Annotated in this window: 13 protein-coding genes; 5 read left to right on the forward strand and 8 right to left on the reverse strand. The window is 71.8% G+C overall.

The window, feature by feature from the left end:
• Window positions 1–71: 71 nt before the first annotated feature.
• The 5 genes from OG746_RS14980 to OG746_RS15000 all read right to left on the reverse strand — a co-directional run bounded on the left by OG746_RS14980 (window position 72) and on the right by OG746_RS15000 (window position 6,724).
• Complete coding sequence (locus OG746_RS14980) at window positions 72–2,204, reverse strand: 3-hydroxyacyl-CoA dehydrogenase NAD-binding domain-containing protein (RefSeq protein ID WP_266715087.1); 2,133 nt, start codon at window positions 2,202–2,204, stop codon at window positions 72–74.
• Entirely contained in the window at window positions 2,201–3,427 is a 1,227-nt protein-coding gene (locus OG746_RS14985; RefSeq protein ID WP_266715088.1) for a thiolase family protein, read from the reverse strand. Before OG746_RS14985 ends, OG746_RS14980 begins: the two co-directional genes overlap by 4 nt.
• Before the next feature lie 302 nt (window positions 3,428–3,729).
• Entirely contained in the window at window positions 3,730–5,031 is a 1,302-nt protein-coding gene (locus OG746_RS14990; protein ID WP_266715089.1) for a ribonuclease D, read from the reverse strand.
• Window positions 5,032–5,130: 99 nt separating this feature from the next.
• A complete protein-coding gene (locus OG746_RS14995) occupies window positions 5,131–5,793 on the reverse strand; it encodes a response regulator transcription factor (protein WP_266602921.1) in 663 nt (220 codons plus the stop codon).
• A 307-nt stretch (window positions 5,794–6,100) separates the two neighbouring features.
• Window positions 6,101–6,724 (reverse strand): DUF3000 domain-containing protein, encoded by a 624-nt coding sequence (locus OG746_RS15000; protein ID WP_266715090.1) that lies wholly within the window; start codon window positions 6,722–6,724, stop codon window positions 6,101–6,103.
• A 214-nt stretch (window positions 6,725–6,938) separates the two neighbouring features.
• Between OG746_RS15000 and hemE the strand changes: the two genes are divergently transcribed.
• The 5 genes from hemE to OG746_RS15025 all read left to right on the forward strand — a co-directional run bounded on the left by hemE (window position 6,939) and on the right by OG746_RS15025 (window position 13,096).
• The gene (hemE, locus tag OG746_RS15005; protein ID WP_266715091.1) at window positions 6,939–8,027 is read left to right on the forward strand and encodes a uroporphyrinogen decarboxylase; all 1,089 of its coding nucleotides are present in this window, start codon (window positions 6,939–6,941) and stop codon (window positions 8,025–8,027) included.
• Window positions 8,028–8,162: 135 nt separating this feature from the next.
• Window positions 8,163–9,539 carry an MFS transporter gene (locus OG746_RS15010; RefSeq protein WP_266715092.1) on the forward strand — a complete coding sequence of 459 codons (1,377 nt, stop codon included), beginning with the start codon at window positions 8,163–8,165 and terminating at the stop codon, window positions 9,537–9,539.
• Window positions 9,536–10,750, forward strand: a complete 1,215-nt coding sequence (locus tag OG746_RS15015) for a CaiB/BaiF CoA transferase family protein (RefSeq protein WP_266715093.1) — start codon at window positions 9,536–9,538, stop codon at window positions 10,748–10,750. The genes OG746_RS15010 and OG746_RS15015 overlap by 4 nt, the downstream gene beginning before the upstream one ends.
• Window positions 10,751–10,860: 110 nt before the next feature.
• Window positions 10,861–12,078, forward strand: a complete 1,218-nt coding sequence (locus OG746_RS15020) for an acyl-CoA dehydrogenase family protein (RefSeq protein WP_266715094.1) — start codon at window positions 10,861–10,863, stop codon at window positions 12,076–12,078.
• A gap of 46 nt (window positions 12,079–12,124) precedes the next feature.
• Window positions 12,125–13,096: a LysR family transcriptional regulator gene (locus tag OG746_RS15025; RefSeq protein ID WP_266715095.1), complete on the forward strand. Its 972-nt coding sequence runs from the start codon at window positions 12,125–12,127 to the stop codon at window positions 13,094–13,096.
• 46 nt (window positions 13,097–13,142) lie between these two features.
• Here the strand turns inward: OG746_RS15025 and OG746_RS15030 are convergent, their stop codons facing one another.
• From OG746_RS15030 to OG746_RS15040, 3 genes are all read right to left on the reverse strand, one after another.
• A complete protein-coding gene (locus OG746_RS15030; RefSeq protein WP_266715096.1) occupies window positions 13,143–14,528 on the reverse strand; it encodes an FAD-dependent oxidoreductase in 1,386 nt (461 codons plus the stop codon).
• A 19-nt stretch (window positions 14,529–14,547) separates the two neighbouring features.
• Window positions 14,548–16,407: a hypothetical protein gene (locus OG746_RS15035; RefSeq protein ID WP_266715097.1), complete on the reverse strand. Its 1,860-nt coding sequence runs from the start codon at window positions 16,405–16,407 to the stop codon at window positions 14,548–14,550.
• Window positions 16,408–16,479: 72 nt separating this feature from the next.
• Window positions 16,480–17,388: a DUF4349 domain-containing protein gene (locus OG746_RS15040; RefSeq protein WP_266718962.1), complete on the reverse strand. Its 909-nt coding sequence runs from the start codon at window positions 17,386–17,388 to the stop codon at window positions 16,480–16,482.
• Window positions 17,389–17,436 lie beyond the last annotated feature (48 nt).

Consider the following 17,436-nt stretch of genomic DNA (forward strand, 5'->3'; position numbering starts at 1 on the left):
GGGTAGCCGTCACAGTCACATCAGACGCGCACCGTGCGTCACAAACGCACCGTCACGTCAGCCGCGCACCATCACGCCGGAACCGAAGCCACCCCGGCCTCCAGGAACTTCTTCCCGATGACCCGCTCCGAGACGCCCGCCCGGTCCAGGTACGGAGTGATTCCGCCCAGGTGGAAGGGCCAGCCCGCACCCGTGATCAGGCACAGGTCGATGTCCTGGGCCTCGGCCACGACGCCCTCGTCGAGCATCAGGCCGATCTCCTGGGCCACCGCGTCGAGGACGCGGTCGCGGACCTGCTCCTCCGTGAGGACCACGTCGCCCTGCTCGAGGAGCGCCGCGACCTCCGGGTCCAGCTCCGGCTTGCCGGAGTCGTAGACGTAGAAGCCGCGCTTGCCGGCCTTGACGACCGCCGCGAGGTTCGGGGAGACCGTGAAGCGCTCCGGGAAGGCGCGGTTGAGGGTCTCCGAGACGTGCAGACCGATCGCCGGACCGACCAGCTCAAGCAGGACCAGCGGGGACATGGGGAGGCCGAGGGGCTCGACCGCCTTCTCCGCCACGGCCACCGGCGTGCCCTCGTCGATGACGTTCTGGATCTCGCCCATGAAGCGGGTCAGGATGCGGTTGACCACGAACGCCGGGGCGTCCTTGACCAGGACCGCGGTCTTCTTCAGCTTCTTGGCGACGCCGAACGCCGTGGCCAGCGCCGCGTCGTCCGTCTGCTCGCCGCGGACGATCTCCAGGAGCGGGAGGATCGCGACCGGGTTGAAGAAGTGGAAGCCGACCACGCGCTCGGGGTGCTTCAGCTTCGAGGCCATCTCGGAGACCGAGAGGGAGGAGGTGTTCGTCGCCAGGATCGCGTGTGCGGGGGCCACGGCCTCCACCTCCGCGAACACCTGCTGCTTGACGCCGATCTCCTCGAAGACCGCCTCGATGATGAAGTCGGCGTCCGAGAAGCCCTCCGCCTTGTCCAGGACACCGGAGACCAGGCCCTTGAGGCGGTTCGCCTTGTCCTGGTTGATGCGGCCCTTGCCGAGCAGCTTGTCGATCTCGGCGTGGACGTAGCCCACACCCTTGTCGACGCGCGCCTGGTCGATGTCCGTGAGGACGACCGGGACCTCGAGGCGGCGCAGGAAGAGCAGCGCCAGCTGCGAGGCCATCAAGCCCGCGCCGACCACGCCGACCTTCGACACCGGGCGCGCCAGGTTCTTGTCCGGGGCGCCCGCCGGGCGCTTCGCGCGCTTCTGGACGAGGTTGAACGCGTAGATGCCCGCGCGCAGTTCGCCGCCCATGATCAGGTCCGCGAGGGCCTGGTCCTCGGCGTCGAAGCCGGCCTGCAGGTCACCGGACTTGGCGTTCGCGATGATGTCCAGCGCGCGGTACGCCGCCGGGGCCGCGCCGTGCACCTTGCCGTCGGCGATGAACTTGCCGCGCGCCACGGCCTGGTCCCAGGCCTCGCCGCGGTCGACGTCCGGGCGCTCGACCTTGACGTTCCCCTTGAGGACGTCCGCGGTCCAGAGCAGGGACTGCTCCAGGAAGTCGGCGCCCTCGAACAGCGCGTCCGCGATGCCGAGTTCGTAGACCTGCTTGCCCTTGAGCTGCTTGTTCTGGTTGAGGCTGTTCTCGATGATGACCGAGACGGCCTTGTCCGCGCCGATGAGGTTCGGGAGGAGCGCGCAGCCGCCCCAGCCGGGCACGAGACCGAGGAAGACCTCGGGGAGGGAGAAGGCCGGGAGGGCCTTCGAGACGGTGCGGTAGCTGCAGTGCAGGCCGACCTCGACGCCGCCGCCCATCGCCGCGCCGTTGTAGTACGCGAAGGTGGGGACCGCGAGGGCGGAGAGGCGCTTGAAGACCTCGTGGCCGCCCTTGCCGATGGCGAGCGCGTCGTCGTGCTTCTTCAGCAGCTCGACGCCCTTGAGGTCGGCGCCGACCGCGAAGATGAACGGCTTGCCGGTGACGCCGACGCCGACGATGTCGCCCTCGGCGGCCTCCTTCTCCACCTGGTCGATCGCCGTGTTCAGGTTGGCGAGCGAGGCCGGGCCGAAGGTGGTCGGCTTGGTGTGGTCCAGGCCGTTGTCCAGCGTGATGAGGGCGAACTTGCCCGCACCGTACGGGAGGTCGAGGTGGCGTACGTGCGCGGACGTGACGACCTCGTCGGGGAAGAGGGCCGAGGCGCCCTTCAGGAGCTCAGCGGTGGTGGTGCTCACTTGTCGCCTCCGGCGTCCTTGTGGTGCGGGTTCTCCCAGATGACCGTGGCGCCCATGCCGAAGCCGACGCACATGGTCGTGAGGCCGTAGCGGACCTCCGGGTGCTCCTCGAACTGGCGGGCCAGCTGCGTCATCAGACGGACGCCGGAGGAGGCGAGCGGGTGGCCGTACGCGATGGCGCCGCCGTACTGGTTGACGCGCGCGTCGTCGTCCGCGATGCCGTAGTGGTCCAGGAAGGCCAGGACCTGGATGGCGAACGCCTCGTTGATCTCGAAGAGGTTGATGTCCTCGATCGACAGGCCGGCCTTCGCGAGGGCCTTTTCCGTCGCCGGGATCGGGCCGTAGCCCATGACCTCCGGCTCCACGCCCACGAAGGCGTAGGAGACGAGGCGCATCTTCACCGGGAGGTTGTTCTCGCGGGCGAAGTCCTCGGAGGCGATGATCGAGGCCGTCGCGCCGTCGTTGAGACCGGCCGCGTTGCCGGCCGTGACGCGGCCGTGCGTGCGGAACGGGGTCTTGAGGCCCGCGAGGTTCTCGAGCGTCGTGCCCGGGCGCATCGGCTCGTCGGCCGTGACCAGGCCCCAGCCGGTCTCGCCGACCTCGGCGTTGGTGTTGCGGACGGAGATCGGGACGAGGTCCTGCTGGATCTTCCCGTCCGCGTACGCCTTCGCCGCCTTCTCCTGCGAGCGCACGGCGTACTCGTCGGCGCGCTGCTTGGTGATGTGCGGGTAGCGGTCGTGCAGGTTCTCCGCCGTCATACCCATGAAGAGGGCCGACTCGTCGACCAGCTTCTCCGATACGAAGCGGGGGTTCGGGTCCACGCCCTCGCCCATGGGGTGGCGGCCCATGTGCTCGACACCACCCGCGATGACGGCGTCGTACGCGCCGAAGGCGATGGAGCCCGCGGTGGTGGTGACGGCCGTGAGCGCGCCCGCGCACATGCGGTCGATGGAGTAGCCGGGGACCGACTGCGGCAGGCCCGCGAGGATGCCCGCGGTGCGGCCGATGGTCAGGCCCTGGTCACCGATCTGCGTGGTCGCGGCGACGGCGACCTCGTCGATCTGCGCGGGGTCCAGGTTCGGGTTGCGGCGCAGCAGCTCCCGGATGGACTTGACGACCAGGTCGTCGGCGCGGGTCTCGTGGTAGATGCCCTTCGGGCCCGCCTTGCCGAACGGGGTGCGGACGCCGTCGACGAAGACGACGTCCCTGACGGTACGAGGCACGATGGCTCTCCTCCTGGTGCGGGAATGCGCTGCCGCGCGGCGCGGGCGTCCGGTACGGACCCGTTTCCGGGTACGCGGACGGCGCGCTGCGAATACCGTCATGCTACTTGCGGGTAACCAAGTCTTGAAGCCCCCCGGGCCGGAGCGGCGAAGGTCACACCTCCTAAGCCCCTGCGGCGATTGAGCAGCGGGGTCCGGGGCAGAGCCCCAGGGCGGAGGACGGAGGGGCCGCCACCCACGGGGCCCGTGAACGCCGTACGCCCCCGACCGGAAGTCGGGGGCGTACGGAAGAGGGGATGGGATCAGGCCGTCAGCGCCGGGAGCAGGACCGGGGTCACCTGCTCCACCTGCCAGCGCCGCGCCCCGTGCGAGGCCAACGCCTCCGCCACGGATTCCGCGTCCACGACCGCCGGAGGCTCCCAGCACACCCGGCGCACGGTGTCCGGCGTGATCAGGTTCTCCTGGGGCATCGAGAGCGTCTCGGCGAGGGCCGAGACCGCCGCGCGCGCCGCCGAGAGGCGGGCCGCCGCGGCGGGGTCCTTGTCGGCCCAGGCGCGGGGCGGGGGCGGTCCCGTCGTGGGCTGGCCGGGCTGCGGCAGCTCGGAGTCCGGCAGGGCCCGCGCCCGGTCGACCGCCGCCTGCCACTGCTCCAGCTGGCGCCGGCCCATGCGGTGGCCGAAGCCGGGCAGGGCGGACAGCGCGTGCACATTGAGCGGCAGCGCGAGTGCGGCCTCGACGATCGCCGAGTCACCGAGCACCTTGCCCGGCGACACGTCCCGCCGCTGGGCGACCTGGTCGCGCGCCGTCCACAGCTCGCGGACGACCGCCATCTGACGCCGGCGCCGCACCTTGTGCATGCCGGACGTGCGCCGCCAGGGGTCCTTGCGCGGCGGCGGGGGCGGGGCCGAGGCGATGGCGTCGAACTCCTCGTGGGCCCACTCCAGCTTGCCCTGCCGGTCGAGCTCCTTCTCCAGCGCGTCGCGCAGGTCGACGAGGAGTTCGACGTCGAGCGCGGCGTAGCGCAGCCAGGGCTCGGGCAGCGGGCGCGTCGACCAGTCGACGGCGGAGTGGCCCTTCTCCAGTACGTAGCCGAGCACGTTCTCGACCATCGCGCCGAGGCCCACCCGCGGGAAACCGGCGAGCCGTCCGGCCAGCTCGGTGTCGAAGAGGTGGGCGGGCCGCATGCCTATGTCGCGCAGGCACGGCAGGTCCTGGGTGGCGGCGTGCAGGTCCCATTCGGCGTCGCCGATGGCCTCGCCGAGGGAGGAGAGGTCGGGGCAGGCGACCGGGTCGATGAGCGCGGTGCCCGCGCCCTCGCGGCGCAGCTGCACCAGATAGGCGCGCTGCCCGTAGCGGTAGCCGGAGGCGCGCTCGGCGTCGACGGCGACAGGGCCGGTGCCGGCGGCGAAGGCCGCGACGACATCGGCGAGCGAGGCCTCGTCGGCGATCACCGGCGGGATGCCCTCGCGGGGTTCGAGGAGGGGGGTGGGCGCACCGTCGACTGAACCAACAGATCCTTCAGCAGAAGATCCGCCGTCGTCCAGAGGGGCGCCTCCGGTGGTGCGCAGTGAACTGTCTGCTGCGGTCTCTTGGGCGTCGGTCACCTGTCAAGAGTATCTGTGAACGCACGGCGCCCGTCGACGGAACGTTCCGTCGACGGGCGCCGTGCCGAAGTAAACCGGACGAATCCGGCCACGGGTCGATCAGTGGATGATGCCGGTGCGCAGCGCGACCGCGACCATGCCGGCCCGGTCACCCGTGCCGAGCTTGCGCGCGATGCGGGCGAGGTGGCTCTTGACGGTCAGGGCGGACAGGCCCATCGAGACGCCGATGGCCTTGTTCGACTGGCCCTCGGCGACGAGCCGGAGCACCTCCACTTCGCGGCCGGAGAGTTCGCGGTAGCCGCCCGGGTGGCTCGGGGCACCCGGGGGGCGACGGTGCATACGGGCGGCCGCGGCGCCGATCGGGGCGGCGCCGGGGCGGGTGGGCAGGCCGATGTTGGTACGGGTGCCGGTGACGACATAGCCCTTGACGCCGCCCGCGAGGGCGTTGCGCACGGCACCGATGTCGTCGGCGGCGGAGAGGGCGAGCCCATTGGGCCAGCCCGCGGCTCGGGTTTCGGAGAGGAGCGTCAGGCCGGATCCATCGGGAAGGTGGACGTCGGCGACGCAGATGTCGCGGGGGTTGCCGATGCGGGGACGAGCCTCAGCGACGGACGAGGCCTCGATCACGTCACGAACACCGAGCGCCCACAGATGGCGGGTCACGGTGGAACGGACGCGGGGGTCGGCCACGACCACCATCGCCGTCGGCTTGTTCGGGCGGTAGGCGACCAGGCTTGAGGGCTGCTCGAGGAGAACGGACACCAGGCCTCCTGGGGTGCGGGACGGAGCCGGCTCGGGGATGAAGCCGGGATGAACCGTGCTTTCAAGGTCACTGGGTCCTTCGGCACCAAACCCGGCCGCCTTTAGAGAATGATCACGATTTGGTGAGTAACAATGCGAGCAATTCGGACACGCTAGCGACCATTCGAAAGGGTGCCGAATAGTCAGGAGTCGCATCCAATCGAACCAAATCCGACTGACCGGGGCCATTTCGAAAGGATCCGAAACATGGGAAGGCCGTGTCGGAGGTGCTCCGACACGGCCGAAAATGATCCCTGGGAAACGGCGCTCAGGAAGGCCGCGGCCCCCGCCGCTGCGGCAGCGTCACCACCGCGCCGTCCGGCCCCTGCGGCCCCGCCGCCACCGGCGGAAGGCCCGCGATCTGGCACAGCACCTCGCACCACGCCGCGAGATGCGCCGCCGTGTCCGGTACGCCGCCCAGGCCCTCGCGCGGTGTCCACGACGCCCGGATCTCGATCTGCGAGGCGGGCGCCCGGTCGCCGAGCCCGCCGAAGTAGTGCGAACTCGCACGAGTGACTGTGCCCGAGGGCTCCCCATAGGAGAGGCCGCGGGCCTGCAGCGCGCCCGTCAGCCAGGACCAGGAGACGTCCGGGAGCAGGGGGTCGGCCGCCATCTCGGGTTCGAGTTCGGCCCGGACCAGGGTCACGAGCCGGAACGTGCCGTGCCAGGCGTCGTGGCCCTCCGGATCGTGCAGCAGGACGAGCCGGCCGTCGGCCAGATCCTCGTCACCGTCCACGACCGCGGCCTCGAGCGCGTACGAAAAGGGAGCCAGGCGCTGCGGCGGCCGCGTCGGGTCGATCTCGATCTCCGGGCGGAGCCGCGCGGACCGCAGGGCGTCGACCGCCGTGCGGAAGGCGGGCGGGGTGGGGTCGTGCTCCTGTGCAGCGTTCATGTCCCGAGCGTTCTGCCCCTCCCGCACCGATTCACTCATCCCGCCTGTGTCGTCGTGGTCGTCGCGCCCGTCGCCCGACCGTTGTCCCTGAGCCGCAGCCATGCCGGGAAGGTTAAGGGGAGCGGACCCCGCGCGTGGGGAGGGACACCCCTCTCGGAGCCCCCTTCCCCAGGTCCTTCACAGGCGACGTCGGGGGCGTGCGAAACTTTCGGGTGTGAGTGCCAACACCGAGGCCACGGGCCAGCAGCCGTCAGCGACGTACGAAGCCACGAAGGCGACCAGGAACTCAGCCTTCCTCAAGGCGTGCAGGCGCGAGCCCGTGCCGCACACGCCGGTGTGGTTCATGCGCCAGGCCGGCCGCTCGCTGCCCGAGTACCACAAGGTGCGCGAGGGCATCGCGATGCTGGACTCCTGCATGCGCCCCGACCTGGTCGCCGAGATCACGATGCAGCCGGTGCGCCGGCACGACGTCGACGCGGCGATCTACTTCAGCGACATCGTCGTGCCGCTCAAGGCCATCGGCATCGACCTCGACATCAAGCCCGGCGTCGGCCCCGTCATCGCCGACCCGATCCGCACGCGCGCCGACCTGGCCCGGCTGCGGGACCTCACCCCCGAGGACGTCTGGTACGTCACGGAGGCCATCGGGCTGCTCACCGCCGAGCTCGGCGAGAAGCCGCTGATCGGCTTCGCGGGCGCCCCGTTCACGCTCGCCAGCTACCTCGTGGAGGGCGGCCCGTCCCGCAACCACGAGCACACCAAGGCGCTCATGTACGGCGACCCGCAGCTCTGGGCCGACCTGGTCGACCGGCTCGCCGAGATCACCTCCGCGTTCCTGAAGGTGCAGATCGAGGCCGGCGCCAGCGCCGTCCAGCTGTTCGACTCCTGGGTGGGGGCGCTCGCGCCCGCCGACTACCGGCGCTCCGTGATGCCCGCATCGGCGAAGGTCTTCCAGTCCGTCGCGGAGTACGGGGTGCCCCGGATCCACTTCGGTGTCGGCACGGGCGAGCTGCTCGGGCTCATGGGCGAGGCAGGCGCGGACGTCGTCGGCGTCGACTGGCGCGTCCCGCTCGACGAGGCCGCGCGCCGCGTCGGCCCCGGCAAGGCCCTCCAGGGCAACTTCGACCCGGCCATCCTGTTCTCCACGCCCGAGGCCGTCGAGACCAGGGCCAGCGAGGTCCTCGACGCCGCTGCGGGCCTGGAGGGCCACGTGTTCAACCTCGGCCACGGCGTGCCGCCGAACACCGACCCGGACTCGCTGACCCGGCTCGTCGAGTACGTGCACACGCAGACCGCCAAGTAGTTCGCGCCGCCGCCGGGGTCCCTTCGGAATTGCCGAAGGGCCCCTGCGGAGAACGGCCATTGTTCGCGCCCGCCACCTCCGATTGCCTGTGCCGTGCGCCACCCCATCCGGTGGCGCGGGACCGTGGAGGTGGACGTGACCGCGCATGCAGCGTCGCAGGCGGCGGCCGGGACGGCGAAGGAGCCGGGGTTCCGTCGAGGGGTGTCATCGACGGACTGGTGGATCATCGGCCTGCTGCTGGCCTTCTTCACCCTGAACTTCGCCGACAAGGCGGCCATCGGGCTCGCCGCGCCCGACCTGGAGAAGGACCTCGGGCTCACCGCCGCCCAGTACGGCCTGATGTCGAGCGCCTTCTTCTGGCTGTTCGCGGCGGGCGCGGTCGTCCTCGCGCTGTTCTTCCGGCGGATCGGCTGGCGCTGGTCCGCGGCCGCTCTGATGATCGCGTGGGTGGCGAGCATGGCGCCGCTGACCGTGCCCACCACGGTGGGCGTGGTGATCGCGTCGCGGATGGTGCTCGGCTTCTTCGAGGGCCCCGCCCACGCGCTGTGCCAGTCCGTCGTGGCGGACCGCTTCCCTTCCGAGCGGCGGGCGTTCGCGGGCGCGATCGTCAACGCGGGGTCCTCCGTCGGGCCGTTGGTCGCCACGCCCGTGCTTACCTGGGTCATCATCACCTGGACCTGGCACGCGGCGTTCGTCGTGCTCGTCGCCGTCGGGGCGCTGTGGGCCGTGCTGTGGCTGATCGTGACACGGAGGGAGCCGGGGATGGGGCCACGGGGCTCTGCCCCGGACCCCGCGCCTCAATCGCCGGCGGGGCTTGATCATGGTGACATCGACGTACCGCTGACCTCGCTCCTGCGCACCGGCAGCTTCTGGGGGCTCGCCCTGCTCTCCTTCGCCGGGTACCTCATCTCCTCGCTCAAGGTGTCCTGGCTGCCCTCGTTCCTGCACGACGGGATGGGCTACTCGCGCGGCACCGTCGGGCTCCTCGCCACGCTCCCGTACGGGCTCGCGATCGTCGTGCTGCTCACCGCCGGGCTGATCTCGGGGCGGATGCTGAAGGCCGGGCGCTCGGCGCGGGCCGCGCGCGGATTCCTGACGATGGGCTATCTCTGCTTCGCGGGCGTCGCCATGATCGCCTTCACGCAGGTGCCGCCGGGCGGGCTCCAACTGGCGCTGGTGGTCGCCGCGTTCTCCATCAACAGCGTGGCGTTCTCGGTCGCCTTCGCGGGCGCCGCCGACTTCCTGCCCCGCAGGCACCGGCCCGGCTTCTTCGGCTGCATCATCGCCGCGTACAGCGTCGCGGGGATCGTCGCTCCGTGGCTGCTCGGCGTCATCGTGGACGCCGCGGACACCGTCTCGCAGGGGTACGCCGACGGGTTCCTCGTCGTCGGCATCACCATCTGCGTCTTCGCCGTCGCGGGCGGGCTGCTGCTGAACCCGGCGCGCTCGCGGGAGGCGCTGCTCGCCGAGACCGCGAAGCGTCGCGCCGCGTCCGTGGAGGTGGCCCGATGAACGCTCTCGCAGGACTGCGCGTCCTCGACTTCGGGCAGTACATCGCCGCGCCCGGAGCCGGGCAGAACCTCGCCGACCTCGGCGCCGACGTCATCAAGGTGGAGCCCCTCGCGGGCGACCAGGCGCGCGGCATCGGACCCTTCGGCACCGCGATGGTCCGCGCCAACAACCGCGGCAAGCGCAGCATCGCCGTCGACCTGCGCGCGCCCGAGGGCGAGGCCGTGGTCCGCGAACTGCTCGCGTCGGCCGACGTGCTGCTGCACAACTTCCGGCACGGCGTCAGTGAACGTCTCGGCCTCGGCCCGGACGTCCTGCTCGCCCGTCACCCGCGCCTCGTCTACGGCTTCGTCACCGGGTTCGGCACGCGGGGCCCCTCGGCGTACCGGGTCGGGCTCGACATCGCGGCGCAGGCCGAGTTCGCCGTCATGGACCTCACCGGGTCGGCGGACGGGGACCCGCAGCGGGTGGGCTTCGCGGTGGCGGACGTGCTGGCGGCGCAGGCGCTGACGTCCGGGGTGCTCGCCGCGCTGCTCCAGCGGGCGACCACGGGGCGCGGCGATGTCGTCGAGACCTCGCTCATGGAGGCCGTCGTGCACGCCCAGGCGTCCACCTGGGCCGAGCACGAGCTGAGCGGCAACGTCCCGCGGCGGCGCGGCAACGGGCAGGCGCTGGCGGCGCCCGCCGCGGACCTGGTGCGGACCCGGGACGGCGGGGCGCTGGTCCTCTCCGCCTATACGAAGGAGAAGTTCGCGGCGCTGTGCGAGGTGATCGGGCGTCCTGAGCTGGCCGGTGACCCCCGGTTCGCGTCCAACCCCGCGCGGGTCGAGCACCGGCCGGAACTTCTCGATCTGCTGCACGCCACCCTCGGCCGGCTCGACCGGGCCGAGGCCCTGGAGCGGTTGCGCGGCGCGGGCATCGTGTGCGGGGCGGTGCGGAGCTTCGACGAACTCGCCGACGACCCCGATGTACGGGCCTCCGGGCTGATCGCGGACTGTGGGGGCGGAGGCACCGCCCCCACCACGGCCTTCTCGCTGGGCGGCCGTCGCCCCGCGAGTACGCCGCCGGCGCCGCGGATCGGTGAGCACACGGTGCGGATACTCGCGGAGCTCGGCCGGGGCGAGACGGAGATCCGCGCTCTGGTCGACGGCGGCGCCGTCGCGGCGGCGGATTTTGCGTGCGGCGATATGCCGCTCCGTGGCCGGACCCCTTAGTCGTCATTGCGCGGCACCGTGCGCCGCCTTGCCCACCCTGCCGCCCAAGGCGGCAGATTGCCCAAGCCGGGACGGGCACCCCGGCACCACCACCCCCTAGGAGGATCCGCATGATCGACCCCGACGTCTTCGAGCTCGGCTTCGATGCGTATCTGGCCCGCGTGGCCGCCCTCACCGATGACGTTCTCATTCCCGCCGAGCCGGAGATGGTGGAAGCGGGGGAGGTCCCCGAGCGTGTGGTGGAGGCGCTCGCGAACAACGGGCTGTTCGGTGTGTCGATACCGCGGCGGCTCGGCGGGCTCGAGTGGTCCATGAGCCAACAGGTCCAGCTGACCATGGAGTTCACCCGCGCGTCGTGCGTGTACCGGTCGCGGTTCTCCACTGTCATCGGGCTGTGTTCGCAGGCGATCCTCGACCACGGCACCGACGAGCAGCGCGAGACCATGCTGCCGAAGATGGCGGCGGGGGAGCACGTCACGGCATTCGCGCTCACCGAACCCGATGCCGGGTCCGACGCCGGATCGCTCACCACCACCGCGCGCCGGGTCGACGGCGGCTGGGTCATCGACGGGCACAAGCGGTACATCACCAACGCCCACTGGGCCGACGAGCTGGTCGTGTTCGCGCGGACGGGGGAGCCGGAAGACGGCGCCGCGGGCGTCTCCGCGTTCCTCGTGCCGCGCGACACCGAAGGCGTCACGACCCGGCTGCCCACCCGCATGAACGGGCACGCGGAGGCGCCGGTCGCCGAGATCGACCTCGCCGGGGTGCGGGTCGCCGACTCCGCGCTGCTCGGCGGCGAACTCGGCGCCGGGTTCAAGGCCGCACTGCGCGGCATCAACCATGCCCGGCTGCACGTCGCCGCCACCTGCGTCGGGCAGGCCACCCGCATGCTGGAGGAGACCTCACGGCACCTGTCGGGCCGCGAGCAGTTCGGGGCGCCCCTCGCCGACCTCGGCGCCGTCCAGGCCGACCTCGGCCGCTGCTTCGCCGACCTGGAGGCCGCACGCGCGCTCACCATGGAGGCCGCGCACGCCTTCGACTCCGGCACCGTGCCGCGCCACCGCATCGCCGCCGCCAAGCTGTTCGCCTCCGAGATGGCGAGCCGCGTCGCGGACCGCTGCGTCCAGCTCCTCGGCGGCGAGGGCATCGTCGGCGACCACCCCGTACCGCGCATGTGGCGCGACGTACGGGCGCTGCGGATCTACGAGGGTTCCTCGCCGGTGCACGAGCGCAACCTCGGCCGCGCGGTGAGCAGGCAGGTCGGCGTGGACGGGACGCTGCCCGACACTTACCGTGTCACCCGCGGACCGGCCGTGGGCGCGTAAGGCCTGGTCATCACCCGGGTCCGTTCGACGAGGCACGGGAGTCGCGGTGGAGCTGAGACAGCTGGAGCAGTTTCTGGCCGTGGTGGACCACGGCGGACTCGGGCGCGCCGCCGAGCGCCTGTACCTGTCGCAGCCCACCGTCTCCGGGTCCATCAAGGCCCTGGAGCGCGAGCTGAAGGTCGAGCTGTTCCACCGCACCGCGCGCCGCCTCGTGCCGACCTCGGCGGGGCGGCAGCTGGTGCCGCTGGCCCGGCGGGTGCTCGACGACGTGGTCGCCGTCCAGGACGCGATGCGCAGCGCCCGTGAGGTCGGCGGGGGCGTGCTCACGGTGATGTGCACGCCCGACATGTCCGGGGAGGCGGTGGCGTCCTGGGCCGGCGGGTTCACGCGCGCGTACCCGGCGGTCCGGCTCGACATCAGCGAGGTCGGCTCCCGGCACGAACTCGTGGCGGCGGTCGCCGACGGGCGGGCCGAACTGGGCTTCACGCTCGCCCCCGACGAACTCCGCGGCGACCTCGACTTCATCGAACTGGGCGTGCAACGGCTGCTGTTGGTACGCCCACCGGGACTCGGCGCCCCCGCGACGGGCGCGCGGCGCGTCCCCCTCGCCGGGATCGGTGACCTGCCGCTCGCCCGCCGCCAGGTCACCCGCAACGAGGAGGACGCCGTGCAGGCGGCGCTGGCCGCGCACGGCGTGGACCCGACGACCGGCGCGACCGTGCCCAGCCGCAGCGCCCAGCTCGCCTTCGTGCTCAGGTCCGGGTTCCAGGCGTTCCTGCCGCTGCGGATGTGCGCGGCGGCGCTCGACGCGGGGGCCGAGGTCGTCGAGACCGACCCGCTCATCGAGTCGCCGTTCGGCGTCGTGCACCGCGCCGGTGAACTCGCCCCCGCCGCGCAGCAGTTCGTGGCCGATGTCCGGTCGGCGCTGCGGGCCTGGTTCGACGCCATCGAGGCGGGGAGGGAGTCCGGGCTCGGGCTGGTGGACGCGGTGGCCGCGGCGCGGGAGGCGGCGCTTTGAGGCGTCGCGCCGACACCGCGCGTTGAGGCGGTGCTTCGAGCCGGAGTCAGCCCGCTCGGACCGCCGCCACCGCCTTCCGCGCCGCCACCAGCACCGGGTCCCACACCGGAGAGAACGGCGGCGCGTAGCCCAGGTCGAGCGCCGTCATCTGCTCCACCGTCATGCCCGCCGTGAGCGCGACCGCCGCCACGTCGACCCGCTTCGCCGCGCCCTCGCGGCCCACGATCTGCACGCCGAGCAGCCGGCCCGTGCGCCGCTCGGCCAGCATCTTCACCGTCATCAGCGCCGCGCCGGGGTAGTAACCCGCCCTGCTGGTCGACTCGATGGTGACGGTCACGTACTGCAATCCCGCACGTCGAGCGTCCTTCTCGCGCAGGCCCGTACGGGCGATCTCCAAATCGCACACCTTGCTGACGGCCGTCCCGACGACGCCGGGGAACGTCGCGTAGTCCCCGCCGACGTTCGAGCCGATGACCTGGCCGTGCTTGTTGGCGTGGGTGCCGAGCGCGATGTGCCGCTCGCTTCCCGACACCAGGTCCAGCACCTCGACGCAGTCGCCGCCCGACCAGATGTTCTCGTGGCCGCGCACCCGCATCGCCCGGTCCGTGAGCAGCCCGCCGTGCGCCCCGAGCGGCAGCCCGGCTTCCTGCGCGAGGGTCGTCTCCGGGCGCACACCGATCCCCAGCACCACCACGTCCGCCGGGTACTCGGCGTCGTCCGTGACCACCGCGCGGGCCCGCCCGTCGTCCCCCGTGAGGATCTTCGTCACCTCGGCGTCGTCGACCATGGTGATGCCCATGCCGGTCATCGCCTCGTGCACGAGCCGGCCCATGTCCGCGTCGAGCGTCGACATCGGCTCGGCGCCGCGGTTCACCACCGTCACCTCGTACCCGCGGTGGATCAGCGCCTCCGCCATCTCCACGCCGATGTACCCGGCGCCCACGACCACGGCGTGCCGACCCTCGGTCGCCCGCAGCGTGTCGAGCAGCGCCTGACCGTCGCCGAGCGTCTGCACGCCGTGCACGCCGGGCGCGTCGATGCCGGGCAGGTCGGGGCGGACGGGCCGGGCGCCGGTGGCGATCACGAGCTTGTCGTACGAGGTCCAGGACTCGGCCCCGCCGTCGAGTTCACGGGAACGTACGCGGCGCCCCGCCACGTCGATCTCCGTGACCTCCGTCCGCGTGCGCAGGTCGATGTCCCGCGCCCGGTGCTCCTCGGGTGTCCGGGCGATCAACTCGTCGCGCTCGGCGACCTGTCCGCCCACCCAGTACGGGATGCCGCATGCCGAGTACGACGTGAAGTGGCCCCGCTCGAAGGCCACGATCTCCAGTTCGTCCGGGCCCTTGAGGCGGCGGGCCTGCGACGCGGCGGACATGCCGGTGGCGTCGCCGCCGATGACCACGAGGCGCTCGCGCGCGGTGTCGGTGCTCATTTCTTTACGCTAACCGTTCCTAAGTTGGTCGGCCGAGGTTGGCCGTATCTGGCATTCCAGGCGGTATGGGTTGTCGGCCTGGAGTGCTGGGCCCCCGAACGGTGTTGGGGCCTTTGGGCGGGTGCTTTCCGGTCGGGGCGGCTCTCGTCTGACGCGTCACCGGGCCGGGTGACCTGGTGGTGCTGCGAGAGGTCCTGGCCGGAGCTGTCCGCTCCGTGCGGGGCCTGGTCCGATGACTCGGCGGTACGGGAACGGCTGGCCCGGTGCGATCCTCTGGTCGCACGGCCCCCACCCGCCGCGCACGTGATGGTGCTGTGCGGCGAGTGGGGGTTTGGCGGGCTCCATTTCTCCTGCGCCGGGCCGGGAATCCCAGGCCCCGCCTGCCGACAACCACAGCGGCGGCATGATGCCCGCTCACCGGGGTCGAGTCGGAAGTCTGCGTGGTGTCCTTCAAAGGCTTCAGCCAGTGCTGCGCGCCCCAACGGCTGGTATAGGCAGGGTCCACGGCGATCACGGAGAGGCCGACGTGGTGGGCCATGCCGGACAGGCGGTCGCGGAACTGCGCGGTCGGGATGCCCGCCACGGTGCGCCGGAAGGATTTGCCGCGCTTGCCCCGGCCCAGATTCTCGCGGCCGGTGGCACGCGCGTCGGAGAAGTTCAGGTTCTCGATCACGAGCGCCGCGCACCCGTGCAGGCGGGCGAGGTCGAGGAGCTGGGTGACGGCTGCGCGCAGGCGTGCGTCGCGGGTGGCGGAGGGTAGCCCGGACAACTCCAGGGGGAGAGTGCGGGGGCGGCCGACGGGGTTGCCGTGCACATCGAGAAGCCAGGCCGCGAGGTGGTCGGCGTTCACGTCGACGGCCACCACCGGATGCTGCCGCAGCACCTCCACCATCGGAACGGGGGCCTTGTGGCCCTTCTTGACCGTCGCCCAAGAGGCGTCCAGGTACCAGCGGCCGCGCCCGGTGTGGTGGGCGATGTCGTAGCGCACCGAGCCTCTGGCCATCACCCGGTCCGCCCACCCTTGACCGCGGTGGGTGAACACTGCACGGGCATCCAGGACATAGCGGCCGCGCGGGGCGTTGGCGAACCGCGCGCGCAGCGGCTCGGGCAGCACCAGGGCGACGGTGCCGTCGGCGGGGTCAATGCTGATCGTGTAGTTCCCGAACGGCGCCCCGGCCTCCCCATAGGCGGTCAGGAACATCCGCCGATCGGCCCATTTCCGCTGCCAGGCGTCGACTTCGGCCTGCCAGGCCTGCTGGGGCGACGGCTTGGTGCCGTCGGCCGTCGCGTAGAGGTGGTGGCGGGAATTGAGCAGCTGGCGCCCACCCCGCGTGATGCGCACCCGCCCCGATTTCCGTTCCCTCAGGGCGTTGCGCAGGCGGCCCTGCAGGATCTGTAGGCGCTGCTGTTTGGAGTGTCGCTCGTCCTGGTCAGCGTAACCGCGCACCACCCGCTGCCCCTGCCGCTGGACGGTTCCGGCCGGGATGGCAAGGCGGGATTCGATGGCCCGGATCGCGCGGCGCAGCGAGCCGATGGTGTCGCTCAGGGCGCGGCGGGCGAGATTGTACTGGTCCTCCGAGGTGCAAGTGATGGTCCCGGCCCAGCGGGAGGAGGACAGGACGGTCAGCGTCTTCTTCCGCTGGGCCCGCCGATTGTCTGCCGCCGGAACGTCCCCGAGTCGCACCCGCGCGGCCAGATCGGCCCCGACCAGCTTCCCGAGGTGTTCGCCGACGGCCCGCAGCACCGTCTCATCACGCGCGGACAGGCGCAGCCGGGTACGGATCCGGCAGCCGACGGGCGGGGTGACCACGAACGGCGCTGCCACCTCTCGGAAGGGGCGCACCCGGCGGCCGTTGCCGCCCCGCTTCCCCTGAGCCACAACCAGCCACCCCCTTACGGTAATTCATCCGTCGATCACATCAACGAACAACCCCACTCGATGTCACGCCCCTCAGTCGCCGGGCGGGGTCTTAGGCAGCCGGGGGCGCAGGAAACGTATGAACAGGAACACCAGTACGCCCAGCAGTGCCGCGAACGGGAGGACTGCTGCCAGGGCGATGCCGATCCATTTCAGGGTCGTGGTGAAGGCGTCCCAGCCGCCCGACAGGGCGTCGAGGAGGTCGGGGTCGTCGTCCGCCGCCGGTGTGGCCGGAGGTGTCTCGGTCAGGCGCAGGGTGATCGTCGCGAGGCTGGTGCGGTCCTTGAGGGAGTCCTGCTGCGCGAGCAGCGCCTCCAGCTCCGACTGGCGCGTGCCCAGCTCGCCCTCCAGGGTCACCACGTCGCTCAACTTCTCCGCCCGGTCCATGAGTTCCCGCACCCGCGCCACGCTCGCCCGCTGCGACTTGATCCGGCTCTCGACGTCCACGACCTGGTCCGTGACGTCCTTCGCCGTCACGTTTCGCTCCAACAGGCGTCCGCTGCCCGCGAGTTGGTCGAGCACGTCCTCGTACGACTCCTGCGGTACGCGCAGTGTCACGCGGGAGCGCTCGTGGCCGTGGCCGTCCCGGTCGGTCGTCTCGTCGCCGACCAGCCCGCCCGCGTCCTCGGCGGCGGTGCGGGCCCTGTCGAGCGCGTCCGGGACGTCCTTGACGCGTACGGAGAGGTGCGCGGTGCGGATGATGTGCACACCGGTCAGCTTCGGTGGCTTCTTTGCCTGTTGGTCGCTGGAGTCGGCCTTGCCGCCCGCACCACTGTTGCCCGGGCCTGCCTGCCCGGCGGCCTTGTCGTCGGCGTCGCTGCCGCCCGCGTCGCCGCCCGCCCCCGAGCAGCCCGTCAGCGCGAGCGCCACCGCGAACAGTGCCGCGGCGAGCAGCGCCAGCGGTCGTGGCCTGGTGTGTGTCGGCGTACTGGAAAGGTGCATGGACGTACCCCCGAGGGACGTGACGGTCATCGGACGTCCCCTTCGACG

The sequence above is a fragment of the Streptomyces sp. NBC_01016 genome (assembly GCF_026341035.1).
GTDB lineage: Bacteria > Actinomycetota > Actinomycetes > Streptomycetales > Streptomycetaceae > Streptomyces.